This window comes from Halotolerantifilum yawarlongkerapense, from assembly GCF_054506745.1.
Genome location: NZ_CP199719.1, coordinates 1,595,816 through 1,612,570 on the forward strand (window position 1 = coordinate 1,595,816; position 16,755 = coordinate 1,612,570).

The window sequence follows — 16,755 nt, forward strand, 5'->3', positions numbered from 1 at the left end:
TCTACGCTTTGTTAAAGGTCTTGATCAGAATGGCATCATCGAGCAGATCTTTTTCGATCACGTGCTTTTCAATGATTTCCCGTGCGCGGGTATCATCCACGTTCCCGTAGATCACTGGCTCTTCACCGGGTACGTTCACCTGAACCGTCGGTTCGGAGTGACAGTAGCCCAGGCAACCGACCTGAATGACCTTTACATCGCCTAGTTCGCGCTTATTGATCTCATCGAGTAAGGCCGATAGGGTTTCGCGGGCCCCGGCGGCAATGCCACAGGTGGCCATACCGACGAGCAGTTCGATCTCTTCTCCTCCTCCGCCGGATTCACGCAGGTTCACTTTCTTCTTGGAGTTCTCACGGATCTTGAGCAGTTCATCTAAACTTTTTACTGGCATCTAAGCGTCCTCCTCTTTTAGCTCCTCGATGATTCTGGTAACATCATCGACCTCGAGCCGACCGTAAACCTTCTCGCCGACCACCACCACTGGGGCCAATCCACAGGCACCGATACAGCGGACATCCTTTAACGTGAACATCCCGTCAGCCGTGGTTTCTCCCGAGCCAACACCGAGTTCCGTTTTGAATTGTTTGAAAATTTCCTCTGCTCCTCGAACGAAGCAAGCGGTTCCCATGCACACGCTGATGGTGTAGTCACCCACGGGTTCCGTCGTGAAGTAGGAGTAAAAACTGACCACACCAAAGACCTTTGCACCGGGAATCCCAAGGACCCTGGCGATGTGTAGCTGTACCTCCATCGGAAGATACCCAAAGATCTGCTGTGCCTTGTGAAGCACTGCAATCAATGACCCCTCACGATCATCGAGCGTCGCAATGTATGCGTCTAAGGTTTCAAATCCTTCTTTCGGCAGCCCCGCAAGGGTTTTCTCTGCAATCGTTTGACTCATGCCAACACCGACCTCCTTTGTAGAAAGTTGTCCTGCTTTGCCCCCATCATTGTCAAGAGTTAAACAAAGCGAATCACCTTTATTATACCCAAGGAGTGGTGTCAATCGAATCCCACCTGGCCTTATAATGGAATTTTTAGATAATTTAAAGTGAGAATCATTATGAATTGGCCTTGTTGCCTTCAAAAAAAGACAATAGGACCCTTTTTAAGGGCCCTATGCCACGGGGAGGGTTAGGGTGAAACGACTGCCCTTCCCTGATTCGCTCTTTACGGTCAATCTGCCTCCGATAGCCTCGGCTTCGGCCTTGGCGGTGTAGAGCCCCAGACCCTCGCCGGGTCGGTCCGAAAGGCCTTTCCCACGGAAGTACGCCTCAAAGAGGCGGGGGATTTCCGACTCCGGGATCCCGACGCCCCGGTCATCGACGTGCACGTGGGCCTTGTCCCCGTCTTTTTCCAAAGACACCCGCACTTGGCCACCCGGATCAGAGTACTTCAGGGCGTTGGCCAAGAGGTTATGCAGGATTCGGATTACCCGGTTGGCATCCGTTTCGAGCCACAGCGTCTTCTCGGCTTCAAAGGCAAGGGAAATCTCTTTTTTCTCGAAGGAAGGCCGCATCCCGTCGACCAAGCGGAGCACGAGCGATGCAAGATCCGTCGGTTCGCGGTGCACAAGTCCCTCGCTGTCGTGTAATTCCACGATAGAGGGTAGGTCTTCCACGAGCCCCCTGAGCCGTTCGATCTCGCCCAGCACGCGGTCATAGCGATCTGGCGTTGTATCGAGCACCCCATCGCGCATGGCCTCGATCGTGGACTGTAGGATCGTCAGCGGTGTGCGGACTTCGTGGGCGATCACATCGGCCTTTTCCTTCTGTGTTCTGGCCTGGGCCTTCAGCCGGAAGGACAACCGGTTCAGTGCCCGCTGCAGGTCCGCGATCTCCCGGGTACCCGAAGCCTGGGAGATCGCTACCTCCTGAGCAGAAGCAATGTGCTCGGCATAATGGGCGGTGTGGGAGAGATCGCGTGTCAGTCGCTTGCTGATCAGGTGGGCCACCGTGAGGGCCAGAACCAGGGAGACCAGGATCGCCATTGCTGTACTTCTCAAGAGCATGCTACCGAAAAGCCGGACCGCCTCGGAATCAGCCACGGTGCCCTGCAGATAAAGGCGCAACCATCCGCCTTCTAGTGAGATTTCCTCCACCCCTATGGCCTCGCGCTGCATCATCCTGCCGTGCATCATCTGCATCCGGTCTTCCACATGCACCAGCGGTGTCCCGCTGGCGTCAAGGATTTCGATGCCCACGATGGGAGAGACCAGGTCACGGGCCAGGAGGTCTTGTGAGATCGGTCGGCCGGCTAGGACCTCTCCCGCCAGCATCTCTAGATTTTCCACGCGATCGGTATAAGCGGACTCAGCGGTCCCCGTGTAGAACCGATCGATCATGCGCGTGGAGAGAAAAGCCTGCAGTCCCAGGGAGACCACCACGGTCACCAGGATCATGAGCATCAGGAGTCTTTTAATCGGCATCCTGCACCTCCCCAAAAACATACCCCAAACCGTACTTGGTACGGAGGTAACGGGGTTCGTCCCCGACTTCGATTTTCTTGCGCAGATTCTTCACGTGACTGTCTATCGTGCGATCGTAAGCGTCGTATGCTTCTCCGAAGGCCAGGCGCACGAGCTGTTCGCGGCTGAGCACCTGGTTGGGATGGCGCATGAAGACATGCATCAGCTGCCACTCCGCCGGTGTGAGGTCGATCATATCGTCACGACGGTAGAGGGTCTTTTCCCCGATCTCCAGGGTGAAGGGGCCGTGGACGACCACCTCGCGGTCCGCGGTCGGGGCATAGACGCGCCGGAGGAGCACCGCCACCCGGCGAAGGACCTCACCAGGACTAAAGGGCTTGGTCACATAGTCATCCACACCGAGATCGAACCCCTTGATCTTATCGATCTCATCCCCTTTCGCCGACAGGATGAGCACCGGTGCCTCGGACCAGATCCTGAGCTGGGACAGCACATCGAAGCCCCCGACGCCGGGCATCATGAGATCCAGAATCACCAAATGGGGTTTTCGCTCGCGGAAGCGTTCCAAGCCTTCCAGACCATCCGCGGCTTCCACTACCTCGTAGTCCTCTTTCTCCAGATAGGCACGGAGTACTTCGCGGATCGCCGGTTCATCTTCTATGATCAATATCCGATAGGCCATCGTTTCTCACCAACCTTTCCCTTTTATCTTATCTTAACACGAGAAAAAGAGAAAGTAGTCCCCTACCCTCTCTCCAGCTTGTCGCGCATACGGTCGTAGGTCTCTTCGTCGATCTCGCCGCGTGCGTATCTTTCGTTCAGTGTGTCGAGCGAACGGTCCCGTCCGCTCTCCTGTCTCCGCTGGCCTATACCTCCGTCCCAGGCGAAGTACAAGAATACGCCAATCAGCAGAATGGGTAAGAACATCATCGGTTTATCAGCTCCTCCTTGGGTCCTTGAGTTTGTTCATCATTTTCTCGTAGGTTGCCTCGTCGATCTCTCCGCGGGCATAGCGGTCGCGCAGGATGGTCTGGGCCGAATCCTCCGATGACGTGGCCGTTCCGCGATTTTTCACAACAGCTCTATAGATCAGGTAGACCGCGAGGGCAATGACCACCAAGTGGACCACGCCCATGGCCAGCCACCACCATGTGACCTGTTGAAAACCGGGTCCACCGAAACCACCGTAAAAACCATGCATCATCATGCGTCGCCTTCCTCTCTCTCGATCCTTTCGATCGTTCCAAAGCGCGCATCGCTGCGCACGAAACCGTTCCATTTGTTCACGCGGATCACCTGTGTGATCTCATCCTCTTGTTCTAGGTAGAAGGTGTAGAAAGTCTTAAACGCGTGTCCTTCGATCAATACTCCCTCTATCCCGGTAGTTTCCAGCGCTTCAACAGCCAGTCTTTCTGCCTCTTCTACCGTTAGCTCCGAAAATGGGGGGTCCTGTACTGCTCTTCCGCGGTAGGCGCCTCCACTTCCTGGGGAGCGGACGAATCCGTCGGCGGGATTTACGATCAGCTCAATGGCTTGTGTCTCTCCGTCAGGCAGGACGACGACGTAGCGTACACCGCTATCGTAGGTGATCTTATCGAGCACCTCGAGTTCCACCCGGGCATTATCCAGATAGTCTTGTAGAGCTTCTTCCGTATCCACAGCGTTGAAAGATGCCTGGTTAACTCCTAGAGCATGACAGGGTCTCCCGGCGTAACCGCCCATCATCCCGTATCCGGAACCGAACTCGCGTCCGTAGTACCCCGGTGCAGCCGGTGAGCCGTTGTCCGGGTAGGAACCACCCATCATGCCGTAGCCAGGACCCCATGTACCCGATCCTTCCTCGCGTCCAAAATCCCCTGAGAAAGCCGGTGTACCGGTCGTCCCAAAGGGACTCCCGTAGCCACCCATCCTACCGGGATAGGCAAAGCTGAAACTGCCGATGGCCACCATGCCCACGGCCAGTAAAACCATCACTTTCTTGTTGAAAAATTTCTTCACACTACTCACTCCTTCTGTCGTCATTTCTTCTATACACTCATCATAGGGGTAAAGTGTGGAGGAATCATGGAGATGGTCCGCATATTTGGGCCATAAGAGCAAAAAAAAAAGAAAAATCGACCGCATGCCCCCTATGGAGAGTACACAATCGATAAAACATCTTGTTCCATCCCTACCTATGCCTCTTCTCCCCGGATCGCCGACCAGTCGATCTGTTCGGCGAGAAGCAGGAAAGCGATCAGGAGAAAGGGGATCACCGGCTGGTTGTAACGGGGTTGTCCCTCGTAGACGAAGTAGACAGCCGAGATAAAGCCCAGGTGGAGCAGGGGTACGAGCAGCGCGTCACGGTAGCGCCGCTTGTTGAAGAGGCCGAAGAGCAGTGTCTTCAGATTGAAAAGCACGAAGAGAAGCCCCGACACGGACAAGATGGCCAGGAAGACATCCCCCACAGCTTTGAAGAGCTTCATGTTCCTGGACAGGGCCACCGGATCACCGGTGTGCTCTGCCTGGAGTCGGTTGAAGGTCCACTGGTGCAGGTCCCAGGTACCGTTAAAGTAAGTGGAGTGGAGGCGGATGACCCCCAGCTTCAAGAACTCCACCGGATTCTGCTTGATCCAACCCACCGCCGCTTCCTTGAAATCAAGCTCGATATCCGAGGCCAGCTTCACCGACCGCTCCCCGTTCTCCAGGTGGGCGTCGATCTTTTCCTGGAGCTCTGGCGTCTTGTAGATCGCCTCGAGGCTCATCCAGCCACCGTGGGTGTTGTGCTTGTTATTGTTCAGGTACAGGACGAAACCCGAGTTGTAGCTCACCGGGATCCAGCGACCGAAGGCATTGTAATTTCGGATCGTCCAGGGTGCCACCACAGCCCACAGGCCGATGAAGACCACTAGCGTGGCGATCAGCGTGCGCTTGAGATCCTTTGTCTTCAGGTGGGTGTACATGGCCACCAGCACCGGATAGGCCAGGAAGAAGGGCTTCGTGAGCGCCGTGATTCCGGCGAGAAGACCTAGGAGCGGCCACTTCACCTTATCGGGAAGGTCCGAGACGAAAAGAGCGGAGAGGGCCAGCATCAGAAAGATGCTCATGACCTCGGTACCCAGCGCATTGTTATAGGCTACAACCTGCGGCATCACGGCCAGAAGGAGGGCGCCCGCGAAAGGCGTGAGCGGTTTCACCGTCAGCCTGCGGAGCACGTAGTAGACAAGCCCGATGGAAAGGGTGGATAGGACCACGTTGTAGGCCTTGGCCACGGCCTCGCTGTCGGACCCCACCAGCCGGAAAACCATCCCCAGGGAGAGGGAGTAGAAACTCCCCTGGAAGGCCATGGGCTCCCCCATGAAGGTATAGCCGCGTCCGGCGGCCACGTTGCGTGCCACCTCGAGGTAGGCTTGAAAATCGAAGAGCTGTTCCGTCGGTATCTGCGTCACATAATAGTATCTGAGCCAGAGACCCACCAGGAGGATCGGCAGGAGCGGCCAGTGCTTCTTGAGTCGATTCATCGGTCACCTCGTTATGTTCATTGCTCTCTTTCCTCTGTGGAAGAAAAGGGACCCCTAAAGGTCCCCCTGTGCTTTCGACGCCGCGATGAAATCCCTGAAAAGGGGATGGGGTCTGGTCGGACGCGATTTGAACTCGGGATGGAACTGGGCTGCGAGGTACCAGGGATGGTCCTCCAGCTCCACGATCTCCACGAGTCGCTCGTCCGGCGAGAGACCCGTGAACTTCAACCCCTTATCGGCCATCATCTCGCGGTAATGGTTGTTGAACTCGTAGCGGTGACGGTGACGTTCGTAGATGAGGTCCTCACCGTAGGCCTTGGCAGCCAGTGAACCTTCCGCCAGACGACAGGGGTAGAGGCCCAGGCGCATGGTACCGCCCTTATCCTCCACATCCACCTGGTCTTGCATCAGATCGATCACGGGGTCGGCCGCGTTGGCGTCGAGTTCCGATGAATGGGCTTTCTCGAGACCCATCACATTTCGTGCGAACTCCACCACCAGCATCTGCATGCCGAGACAGATCCCGAAGAAGGGAATCTTGTTCTCGCGGGCGTAGCGCGTGGCACGGATCTTTCCTTCGATCCCGCGATCGCCGAAGCCACCGGGCACCAGGATCCCATCCACGCCGTGGAAGTGGTCGTCCAGGCTCTCCTCGGTGACTTCTTCCGAGTGTACCCAGCGGATGTCCACGTTCACGTCATTGTGGATCCCGGCGTGCTTGAGGCTCTCGGCCACGGAGAGGTAGGCATCGCGCAGTTCCACGTACTTGCCGACGAGGGCGATGGTCACGCTCTCCCGCAGTTGCTTCTCTTTCTCCACGATTGCCTCCCACTCCGAGAGATCCGGCTCACCGCAAGAGATCCCCAGGCGCTTGCAGACCACGTTGGGAAGGCCGGTTTTCTCGAGGGCCAGCGGCACCTCGTAAAGGGTCTCGGCATCTTCATTGGGGATGACGTTCTCGGCATCCACGTTACAGAAGAGGGCGATCTTATCCAGCATCTCCTCCGAGACCTTGTGCTCGGTACGGGTCACGATGATGTCCGGTTGGATTCCGATCTCGCGCAGGTTCTTGACGCTGTGCTGCGTGGGTTTCGTCTTCAGCTCGCCGGCCTTCGCCAGATAAGGGATCAGGGTCACGTGAATGTAGAGGACGTTTTCCTTGCCCACATCGTACTTCACCTGACGGATCGCCTCGAGGAAGGGCAGGGACTCGATGTCGCCCACGGTCCCACCGATCTCGATGATCACCACATCGGGATTCTGGTCATTGGCCAGGCGGTAGGCGCGTTCTTTGATTTCGTTCGTGATGTGCGGGATCACCTGCACCGTCGCGCCCAGGTAATCGCCCCGTCGCTCCTTGTTGATCACCGTGGAGTAGACCTTGCCGGTGGTCACGTTGGAGAGCTTCGATAGATTGATGTCGATGAACCGCTCGTAGTGGCCTAGGTCCAGGTCCGTCTCAGCGCCGTCATCGGTCACGAAAACCTCACCGTGTTGGTAGGGACTCATGGTCCCTGGATCCACGTTAATGTACGGATCGAATTTCTGGATGGTCACTTTCAATCCTCTAGCCTTCAGTAGCCGTCCCAGGCTGGCGGCCGTGATGCCCTTCCCCAGAGAGGATACCACACCACCGGTAACAAAAATATACTTCGTCGCCATAACTACTCCTTCCGTCTGTCTCACACGCTCTCGTCCCAAAAAAAAGGGTGACAGGTCCCCCGTTGTGGGATGACCTGTCACACACGCTCCGATCACCCTTCACGGGTGCGTCATTTAAAATTTAAATACCTAACTAGTATACGTACAGGCCGTGGGGTTGTCAATCCCCAATTATCCGTTCCTCGAAACGAAGGGCTTCGATGAGCCGATCGTTGAGCCGGATTCCCTCGATCACCAAGCGGTCACCCACGGCGAGGGCCGAGAAATCCATGTCCTCGGGGATTGCCACGAGCTCCTCCACCCCTTCCGCCGTGCGGATCGTCAGGAGGTGACGATCCGTGAGCAGATGGATGATCTCACCGTCGACCTGTAGGGCCTTTGAAGGCACTTCCCCCACAGCGATCCGCTCGATCCCGCCGGTACCGAACCGCAGGTTCACCGGATCACCCAAGCGAAGAGCGTATAGGTCCGCGCTGGTCCCCTGCCCTCCATCTACCACTGTGTCCAGGGCAAATCCATAGGTGGCCTCTTCCGTGCCCGAGCGAATCGTCAGCCTTGGTGTCGCGGCGATGGTCAAGGAGACGAGTTCACCGGACTCGAGCCGGCGGCGGTAGGTGTTCTCCACGCGATGGATGGCCCCGCGTGAGATGGTCAGGGTCACGATATCCCCATCGGTAAAACCTTCTTCCGCCTCGATCTCCACAGATTCAGGCAAGGGCCGTTCGTAGTACTCGCCATTTTCCAGCATCAGGCTGATGGCCCCGCCCGGAGCAAGTCCCGCCTCACGGGTCAGGACACCCGTGTAGGTGGCCTCTTCCACCAGGGCGACCACCGAGGAGGCTTCATACCCTTTGTAGTAGATGCGGACCAGGCTCTCGGGAACCAGGGTCGCCCGCTCCACGGACGTCTCCCCTTTTTTGTAGAGCACATCGTTGTAGAGGGCGAAGAACCGCTTCTTCCCCTCGACGCTGAGCTCCAGCACCCGGTAGCTCTCGCCCCGGGCATCCTCGACGGGATCGGTGATCCGCACCAGTTTCCCGTCCACAAAATCACCGGAGGCATAAAAGAGAATATCTCCAATGGCGAAGCCGTCCTCCTCCACCCACACCTGGTGGCCCGGGACCAGCTGCAGGGGATCCACACCTTCCGGCAGCGGGTAGGCCGTGAGGTGACCAGCCCCGTCGCGGATCCACAGCCGTGCTTCCTCCGGATCGAAATAGGAAATCCGTCCCTCGTAGGTGCGGTCGCCGGTCTGAACTTCGACCGTTTCTCTTGCTTCCTCCACCGGCACCTCGATCGTCACTTCACCCGTCATGGCGCCGAGGAGTCCCTCGAGGAAGACCGCCGTGAGGTCCCGCGTCATCAGACGGTCCGGGTTGAAGTTTCCCTCGGCATCCCCCTGTTCCCCGATCACATCGTGTCGGATCAATAATTCCACATAAGGCGCCGAACGGTAGGAAATCTCGTGGGCGTCATGATAGGAAAAGGCCATGATCCCTCCGAGGTCTTCCTGCTTGACGGCATTCAACAGGCGCCCTGCGTAGGCCGCGAAACTCACCTTGTCGATGGGTTGAGCGAAACCCGAGAACTCGTCGGTGGTGAGCACGCCCCAGCCGATCAGATCCGTCACGGCCCCCGGCACAGAAAAGGTGTAGGGAGCGATGGTCTCCGGTACCGAGGCTGCCACGAGCAGAGGCTCGATCCCCAGGTCATCGCCCGCCGGTAGCCCAACGGTACGACCGAGGGCGGAGAGTCCCATCAGGGCCTCTCCCTTCGACATTTGCCGCGAGGGTTCGAACCGCTCTCCATCGAAGAGCGGCAGCAGTCCGCGCTCCACCGTCACCTCGATAAAGGATGAGGCCCAGTGCCCTTCCGTGTCCGGTGCAGCATAGGCCACCGGTCCCCACGCGAGTATACACATCAGTACGATGGCCAAACACTTCTTCCACATGGTCTTTCCTCCTCGATCCTTAAAATCCCATAATTTCGTTAAATCCTTCACTTTGCCCTTTTCAAGGGCTAAGAAATGTACTATAATGAAGATGCGTTAAAAACTTAACATGACGGTTGCCCTCCTGGTAACCTGCATAACGCACTTCCCTTTTCGGTCCTTGTGGTTGCCCCCGCGAGGGCTCCTTTTTTTTTGCCTAGTGTCTTGTCTCGTTGATGTTTAGATATATTTAATGCTCGTTTATGTATTCAAGGATGTGAGCTTTGGATATAGGGAAATGAGTTTTACCCTTGCTTGATCATTCGTGAAATGCCATTTAATCTTGGAAACATCTGTATTTCTTTTCGATTCCCATGCTCTTAGCTCGACGTCTAGCTTTTCGATAGAGTCAATCCTACGGCTTAAACATTGTTTCGTCATCACGTTGAGCTCAATCTCAGCGATATTTAACCAACTACCGTGTTTAGGAGTGAAGTGTACCTCAAAGCGTTTAGCCAATCTTCGTGCCTCTGCTGCTGGAAAAGCTTTGTATAGCGAACCCATGGTGTGCGTATTCAGATTATCGAGAACCAGAACAATTTTCTCAACTTCAGGATAACAAACATCGGCTAGGTACTTGATTTTATGAGCCCAATCCACTGCAGTTCTCCGATTTCTAACGCTTACGTGGCGGACGCCATTCAATGGTTCTGTGAAAACAAATATGCTGCAAGTGCCGTTGCGGACGTATTCCGAGTCAATTTTCTGCTCGCTACCTTTGCGCATTGGTAGCGGTTCACGTGATTCTCCATGAAGTTGGTAAGGTTTTTCATCCATGCATACCACTGGACGCAATGAATCGTACGGCATCTCATAGACATCCAAAACATCTTCCATCCTTGCTACGAATTCTCCGTTTTCTTTTGGCGGGATGCACCAGTAGATGTTTTTGTGAGGTCGCAATTCGTTTTTTTTAAAGCTCTACCGATTGCATCCTTACTAACGGGTACGTCCAATTCAATTTTTGCCTTTTCTTCTAATAATCGAAGGGTCCATCTTGAATGGCCTTCTGGTGCTGGACCACAAGCAATTTCAATGAGTTTAGCCTCTGCTCTTCCGTCAATCTTACGACGAGCATTATCGGAATTGACGCTTCTGTTGACAGTGACTACATTTTCTATGCCTCCGTCAACATAATATCGAATGACATTATAAACAGTTGCTTTGCAGACACCAATCGATTTCGCACACTGCTCCTGTGTATACTGCTTACCATGGGCTTCGTCAAGAGCTAAAATAATCTGGCATCTACATTTGATGGTGCGACTTGTTGATTTCTTGCGCATCACAGATTTTAACGCGCGTACTTCTTCTTCAGATAAGGAGACAATGTACTTCTTTTTTCTTGCCATTAGAATCACCGCCGTTTCTTTTATTATACCACGAAAAGGCAGCAATACCAATACTTACAAGCGTTTGATTTAACTTATTTTTCAACGATACAAGACACTAGAAAACCCACCATTTGCTGAAAAAATAGTTCAAGACCACCACCACGATGGCCATGAGCCCCTTGGACAAGTAAGCATCGGCGCCGACCGCCTCGATCAAGAGGGCCAGTCCCGCCGTCTCGGTTGCAAAACTCAGCAGGCGGAAACCGTAGAAGCGGATCACCTCGATCTTCTCAACGGAACGCCCCTTTCTAAAGACAAATCCCTTGTTCACCAAGTAGGCGAAGAACACCGCCACCAGAAAGGCGATCGAAGTCGCCACAAGATAATGGGCGCCGATGGCCATGAAGAGACCGTAGGTCAAGAGGTTCACCAGCGTGGTGAGGCCACCCGCCAGCAGGTACCTAAGGATCTCGCCGGTCAAGGGGCACCCCCTCGGATTTTTCGATGATGTAGAGCGGCCGGCTCTTGACCTCCTCGTAGATGCGGGCGATGTACTCGCCGAGGAGCGTGATCTGTAGCATCAGGATACCGAAGAGAAAAAGCACGATGGCCACGATCGACGTCCAGCCCTCTACCGCCCGGTGTCCCATGAGCTTGGCGAAAATCCAGTAGAACATCATCAGGAGCGAGCCCACCGAAGTCATGAGGCCAATGGCGCTGAAGATCTTCAGGGGCTTATAGGAAAAGGATAGGATGGCATCGAAGGCCAGTTTCAACAGTTTGAGAAAATTGTACTTGGTCTCCCCCGCGTGGCGGTCATCGCGATCGAAGGTCACGTAGGTCACGTGAAAACCCACCCAGTGGGTCAGACCACGGAAGAATCGGTTGTGCTCATTGAGCCGATTGAGCTCGTCCACCACCCGCCGCGAGAGCAATCGGAAGTCCCCCGTATCCAGCGGGATCTCCACATCGGACAGGTGGCCGAGGACCCGGTAGAAGGACTTGGCGAAAAACCGCTGAAGCGGTCCCTCCTTATGCCGTTTCTTGCGCTTGGCGTAGACGATATCATAGCCCGAGCGGTATTTGTCGTACATAGGTCGGATCAGTTCCGGCGGATCCTGAAGATCGCCGTCTATGATACAGACGGTCCGTCCGGATGCCTCGCGAAAACCCGCGGTATTGGCCATCTCGTGACCGAAGTTCCTGGAAAAACGTATGTATTTTACGCGCGCGTCCCGCTCCCGCAGGGCCTCGATGGCCGCATGGGTGCCGTCGCTACTTCCGTCGTCAACAAAAAGAATCTCGTGCTCCGGATCGATTTCCTCCAGTACAGGATGCAATCGCTCGTACAGCGGCGCGATATTGGGCTTCTCGTTAAAGACGGGTACGATCACGCTGATCTCCATAAAGTAACACCTCCAACGACCTCATTATACCACATCCCGGCGCTGACAGCGTGGGCCCATTTATGATATGATAAGTGGGAAAAAACGACGGGAAGGAGTACCACTTTATGACGATGACGATCGATGGACGAAAGGTCCAGGTCTATGACCAGGGAGAGGGGCAAGCTCTCTTTTTCCTCCACGGTTGGGGGACGGATCTGACCCTCTTCGACACCTATTACAAAAACCTCGCCAAGGACCACCGGGTGGTGGCCATCGACTTCCCAGGCTTCGGCGGGACGGATGAGCCCACCGATCCCTGGCGACTGGATGATTACGTGGCCTTCACGAAATCCTGTATGGAGGCGCTCGATCTGGAGGACCCGATCCTCGTCGGCCACTCCTTCGGTGGTCGCGTGGCCATCAAACTGGCGGCCGAGAAGAGTGTGACGGCCCCCATGATCTTAATCGGGAGCGCCGGTGTCAAACCGCGCCGGAAGCTCACCTACTACTTGGATGTTTACAGCTACAAACTGGCACGCGCCATCGGCCGGCTGCCTTTCTTCTCCTGGCTTCTCGGCCCCTCCCTCGAGCGGGCGAGAAAACTCTCGGGCAGCACGGACTACCGGCGGGCTACCCCTGTGATGAAGGGCGTCCTATCGGCCGTGGTCAACGAGGACCTCCGCCATCTGCTGCCCACGGTAACGGCCCCCGTTCTCCTTCTCTGGGGAGAGGACGACGAGGCCACCCCCCTGGAGGATGCTCTGCTCATGGCCGAGAAGATGCACAACGCCCGGCTCGTCACCTATGCCGGCGCCGGCCACTACGTCTTCCTGGAGAGACAGGCCGGCTGCCTCAAGGAGATCCGTGGCTTCCTACGTCAAGTGAAAGGCGGTGAGAAAGGATGACCCTGCTTCTCGTCTTCTCCTCTTTCCTCATGCTGGTCTATAAGCTCCAGAAAAGCCTCCAGGCCTTCCAGATGAACAGCTACCGCTACGATCGCTACCTGCGTTATCTCAAGAGCGAGGACCACGTGCTCTTCGAGTACTACGATCTCTACTACCTGATCGGCGCGCTGGGGATCCTCCTCCTACGCACGACCTGGGTCCAGATCGTCTTCGCGGCCCCGGTGGTCCTCGCCTATTACCTGACCATCCGCATCACGCGCCGCGAGGAGATCAAGAAACCCCTGGTCTACACCGACCGTGTCAAGCGCCTCATGGCCACTTCTGGTGTTCTGGTGGCCCTCCTGGCCATCGCCAGCGTCCGCCTGCCCGGTTTGGCCCTTCCTTTCTACATTTTCCCCTTTCTGGTCCTGTATCCCGCCGCCTGGATCAACCATCCGATGGAGGCCGCGATCAAAGGCTACTACCACCGAGATGCGCAGAAAGAGCTGGAGGCCGTCAAAGGGCTCACGGTGATCGGTCTTACCGGTAGTTACGGTAAGACCAGCACCAAGGACATTTTACACGCCATGCTCTCCACCACCTTCAATACCCTGAAGACACCGGAGAGCTACAACACCAAGATGGGGCTCACGCTGACGCTCCGCAGGGACCTGCGCCCCTACCACACCTTCTTCATCGCCGAGATGGGGGCCAAGGAAGTGGGGGATATCGCGGAACTCGTACGCTTCGTCTCGCCCCATGCTGCGCTGATCACCTCCATCGGCCGGATGCACCTCGACACCTTTGGTTCCGAGGAGAATATCAAGAAGACCAAGCTCGAGCTCTTCACCACCGACGGTAAGCAGCGTTTGAAGTTCATCAACTGTTACGATGAGACCCTGGCGGCCTTCACGCCCGAGGGCCCCGCCATCACCATCGGTCCCGGTGGGGACTTCGAACTGCTCGACGACCGGATCGAAGATAACCGGGCGGTTTTCGACGTGCGCCTCCGCGGCGAGGTGGTCACCTTTACCACGCGCCTTCTCGGTCGGCACAACCTCTACAACATCGTGAACGCTCTGGCCATCGCCCATACCTACGGTGTTCCCACCGCTCGTCTGAAGGCTGCGGTGCGGAGCCTTGAACCCACCCCACACCGGCTGAGCTACAGCGACATGAAGACCTACACCCTCCTCGATGATGCCTTTAACGCCAATGAGATCGGCTTTACCAACGCGCTCGAGGTCCTCGGCCAGATGCCCGGGGGGGAGAAGTACTTGATCACACCTGGGATCATCGAGCTCGGGGAGGCCCACGAGGCCGTCCACCGCCGGCTGGCGGTGAAGGCAGCAGAAGCCTGCGACCGCATCTACCTGGTCGGCGAGAACCGAACGGCCGTCTTCCGGGAGGCCCTGCTCGAAAACGGGTTTCCCCAGGACCACCTGATGGTCTTCGGCCGCTTCTCCGATGCCTTTGCCGTCTTCCGCTCAAAGCACAAGGCGGGCGACGTGTTGCTCATCGAAAACGACCTGCCGGACATCTACAACGAATAGGAGGGAACGCCCCATGATCCGATTAGCCGTCATTTTCGGCGGACCCAGCGTTGAACACGAGGTGTCCGTCATCACCGCCCAGCAGGCCATCCAGGTGCTCAAAGAATTCGAAGACTACCACCTGGTGCCCGTTTACATTGACAAAAAGGGCCGCTGGTTCACCGGCGAGGCCCTCTTCTCCCTCGAGAGCTTCAAGGACCTGAAGACCCTCGAGAAAAACTTGATCCGCGTGAACATCCTGAAGACCGACCGGGGTGCGGCCCTCTACCGCTGGCCGCTGCCGAGAGTCGGCGACGGTCAGGTGGCCGAGATCGACGTGGCCTTCCCCATCATCCACGGGACCTTCGGAGAAGATGGGGCTCTCCAGGGTATGCTGGAGTACCTGGATATCCCCTATACCGGTTCCAACGTCCTTGGTGCTTCCATGACCATGGACAAGATCGCCAGCAAATTCTTCTTGCAAGACCGGGGGATCCCCGTGATCGAGGGAACCTTCGTCTACAGCTCCGAGTGGCTCTACGATGAGGTGGCTGTTCTGACCCGCATCGAGGATGTCCTCGACTACCCCATGATCGTCAAGCCCGCCGATGTCGGCTCCTCCGTGGGCATCCAGATCGCACCCCACCGCCAGGGTCTGATCGACGCCCTGGACCAGGGACTCCGTTTCTCCGAGCGCATCCTGATCGAGCGTAAGGCCGAGGACTTCCGGGAGATCAACGTGTCACTCATCGGTTCCAAGGACGGTATCGACTGCTCGGTGCTCGAGGAGCCCTTTCCCTCCGAGGAGATTCTCTCCTTCTCCGACAAATATGAGAAGGGCGACAAGGGCGGCGAGGGCATGGCCAGCCTCAAGCGGAAGATACCCGCAGAACTCCCCCGTGACCAGGCCGATGAGATCCTTAGGATCGCCCAGGAGGCCTACCGCCTCCTGGACCTCTCTGGGATCGTCCGCATCGATTTCATCCTGGAGGGCGACCGGATCTACATGAACGAGTTCAACACCACACCCGGTAGCCTGTCCTTCTACCTGTGGGAGCCAGCGGGTGTCCCCTTCGACGAGCTGCTCGAGAAACACCTGGCCATCGCATACGCCAACTACCGGCGGAAGAAGGCCGTCGTGCACAGTCACGATACCAATATCCTGGCCACTGCCGACCTCTCCGGAGGGAAAAAATAAGCAAGCGATGATCGAAAAACGGGTCTCTTCAGGAGGGACCCGTTTTTCTTAAGACAATTTTCATGCAATTTTATTTTGAGAATCCTTTTTCCACGTCCCATCCTACCGTATAATGGAGAAAACACCGTACCGAGGGGGAATGAACATGCCGAAAGAACACATCTTGGTCGTCGAAGACGACCGCGACATCAACCAACTCATCACTGACTACCTCAAGGCCTCCGATTATGAGGTGACCGTCTGCCACGACGGCGAATCCGCCCTGAAGGCCTTCCGCGAATCATCCTTCGATCTGGCCATCCTGGACATCATGCTACCCAAGGTAGATGGTTTCGAGCTCTGCCGCCAGTTCCGGCGCGACACCAAGATGCCCATCATCATGCTGAGCGCCAAGAAGGCCGATCAGGACAAGATCCTGTCCCTGGGGCTCGGCGCCGACGACTACGTGGAGAAGCCCTTCAGCCCGCGCGTCCTCATCGCCCGCGTCCAGAGCCATCTCCGCCGCTATCGAGACGGTGGGGCACCGGCCGCCGCTCAGGCCCTCGAGCGGGGGGACATCAGCATGGACCTCAGCGCCCACCAGGTCTTCGTCAGGGGCGAGGAAGTAACCCTGTCCGTCAAGGAGTTCGACATCCTGCGCTTCTTCTTGGAAAACCCCAACCAGGCACTTTCGCGCGAGCGGATCTTCGATGTGGTCTGGGGCTACAACGAGTACGGTGACATCAACACCGTCACCGTCCACGTGCGCAAGCTCAGGGAGAAAATCGAGCGGGATGCCTCGAAGCCGGCTCTGATCGAGACCGTCTGGGGTATCGGCTACAAATTGAAAGCATGATCTC

18 protein-coding genes are annotated in these 16,755 nt (G+C 56.5%); 4 read left to right on the plus strand and 14 right to left on the minus strand.

Annotation, left to right across the window (positions count from 1 at the left end; genetic code table 11):
- Window position 1: 1 nt before the first annotated feature.
- The 14 genes from ACULM0_RS07760 to ACULM0_RS07825 form a co-directional block, all read right to left on the minus strand.
- The gene (locus tag ACULM0_RS07760) at window positions 2–391 is read right to left on the minus strand and encodes a (2Fe-2S) ferredoxin domain-containing protein (RefSeq protein ID WP_463676978.1); all 390 of its coding nucleotides are present in this window, start codon (window positions 389–391) and stop codon (window positions 2–4) included.
- A complete protein-coding gene (locus ACULM0_RS07765) occupies window positions 392–901 on the minus strand; it encodes an NADH-quinone oxidoreductase subunit NuoE family protein (RefSeq protein ID WP_463676979.1) in 510 nt (169 codons plus the stop codon).
- 216 nt (window positions 902–1,117) lie between these two features.
- On the minus strand, window positions 1,118–2,428 hold the full coding sequence (locus ACULM0_RS07770; RefSeq protein WP_463676980.1) for a sensor histidine kinase: 1,311 nt from the start codon (window positions 2,426–2,428) through the stop codon (window positions 1,118–1,120).
- Window positions 2,418–3,110, minus strand: coding sequence for a response regulator transcription factor (locus tag ACULM0_RS07775; RefSeq protein ID WP_463676981.1), 693 nt, complete (start codon window positions 3,108–3,110; stop codon window positions 2,418–2,420). Before ACULM0_RS07775 ends, ACULM0_RS07770 begins: the two co-directional genes overlap by 11 nt.
- 62 nt (window positions 3,111–3,172) lie before the next feature.
- Window positions 3,173–3,358 carry an SHOCT domain-containing protein gene (locus ACULM0_RS07780; RefSeq protein WP_463676982.1) on the minus strand — a complete coding sequence of 62 codons (186 nt, stop codon included), beginning with the start codon at window positions 3,356–3,358 and terminating at the stop codon, window positions 3,173–3,175.
- Window positions 3,359–3,365: 7 nt separating this feature from the next.
- Window positions 3,366–3,635, minus strand: coding sequence for an SHOCT domain-containing protein (locus ACULM0_RS07785; protein ID WP_463676983.1), 270 nt, complete (start codon window positions 3,633–3,635; stop codon window positions 3,366–3,368).
- Window positions 3,632–4,426, minus strand: coding sequence for a hypothetical protein (locus tag ACULM0_RS07790; RefSeq protein ID WP_463676984.1), 795 nt, complete (start codon window positions 4,424–4,426; stop codon window positions 3,632–3,634). Before ACULM0_RS07790 ends, ACULM0_RS07785 begins: the two co-directional genes overlap by 4 nt.
- A gap of 176 nt (window positions 4,427–4,602) precedes the next feature.
- A complete protein-coding gene (locus ACULM0_RS07795; protein WP_463676985.1) occupies window positions 4,603–5,928 on the minus strand; it encodes an ArnT family glycosyltransferase in 1,326 nt (441 codons plus the stop codon).
- A 54-nt stretch (window positions 5,929–5,982) separates the two neighbouring features.
- The gene (locus ACULM0_RS07800; RefSeq protein WP_463676986.1) at window positions 5,983–7,590 is read right to left on the minus strand and encodes a CTP synthase; all 1,608 of its coding nucleotides are present in this window, start codon (window positions 7,588–7,590) and stop codon (window positions 5,983–5,985) included.
- A 160-nt stretch (window positions 7,591–7,750) separates the two neighbouring features.
- Window positions 7,751–9,541, minus strand: coding sequence for an S-layer homology domain-containing protein (locus ACULM0_RS07805; RefSeq protein ID WP_463676987.1), 1,791 nt, complete (start codon window positions 9,539–9,541; stop codon window positions 7,751–7,753).
- 240 nt (window positions 9,542–9,781) lie between these two features.
- Complete coding sequence (locus tag ACULM0_RS07810; RefSeq protein WP_463676988.1) at window positions 9,782–10,483, minus strand: IS630 family transposase; 702 nt, start codon at window positions 10,481–10,483, stop codon at window positions 9,782–9,784.
- Window positions 10,423–10,932 carry a helix-turn-helix domain-containing protein gene (locus tag ACULM0_RS07815; protein ID WP_463676989.1) on the minus strand — a complete coding sequence of 170 codons (510 nt, stop codon included), beginning with the start codon at window positions 10,930–10,932 and terminating at the stop codon, window positions 10,423–10,425. The genes ACULM0_RS07810 and ACULM0_RS07815 overlap by 61 nt, the downstream gene beginning before the upstream one ends.
- A gap of 97 nt (window positions 10,933–11,029) precedes the next feature.
- A complete protein-coding gene (locus ACULM0_RS07820) occupies window positions 11,030–11,395 on the minus strand; it encodes a GtrA family protein (RefSeq protein ID WP_463676990.1) in 366 nt (121 codons plus the stop codon).
- A complete protein-coding gene (locus ACULM0_RS07825) occupies window positions 11,376–12,320 on the minus strand; it encodes a glycosyltransferase family 2 protein (RefSeq protein ID WP_463676991.1) in 945 nt (314 codons plus the stop codon). The genes ACULM0_RS07820 and ACULM0_RS07825 overlap by 20 nt, the downstream gene beginning before the upstream one ends.
- Window positions 12,321–12,427: 107 nt before the next feature.
- On the opposite strand from ACULM0_RS07825, the gene ACULM0_RS07830 reads away from it, so the two are divergent.
- From ACULM0_RS07830 to ACULM0_RS07845, 4 genes are all read left to right on the plus strand, one after another.
- Window positions 12,428–13,207, plus strand: coding sequence for an alpha/beta fold hydrolase (locus ACULM0_RS07830; protein ID WP_463676992.1), 780 nt, complete (start codon window positions 12,428–12,430; stop codon window positions 13,205–13,207).
- Entirely contained in the window at window positions 13,204–14,739 is a 1,536-nt protein-coding gene (locus ACULM0_RS07835) for a Mur ligase family protein (RefSeq protein WP_463676993.1), read from the plus strand. Before ACULM0_RS07830 ends, ACULM0_RS07835 begins: the two co-directional genes overlap by 4 nt.
- Window positions 14,740–14,752: 13 nt before the next feature.
- Window positions 14,753–15,916 carry a D-alanine--D-alanine ligase family protein gene (locus ACULM0_RS07840; protein ID WP_463676994.1) on the plus strand — a complete coding sequence of 388 codons (1,164 nt, stop codon included), beginning with the start codon at window positions 14,753–14,755 and terminating at the stop codon, window positions 15,914–15,916.
- 145 nt (window positions 15,917–16,061) lie between these two features.
- Window positions 16,062–16,751, plus strand: coding sequence for a response regulator transcription factor (locus ACULM0_RS07845; protein ID WP_463676995.1), 690 nt, complete (start codon window positions 16,062–16,064; stop codon window positions 16,749–16,751).
- Window positions 16,752–16,755: the final 4 nt, after the last annotated feature.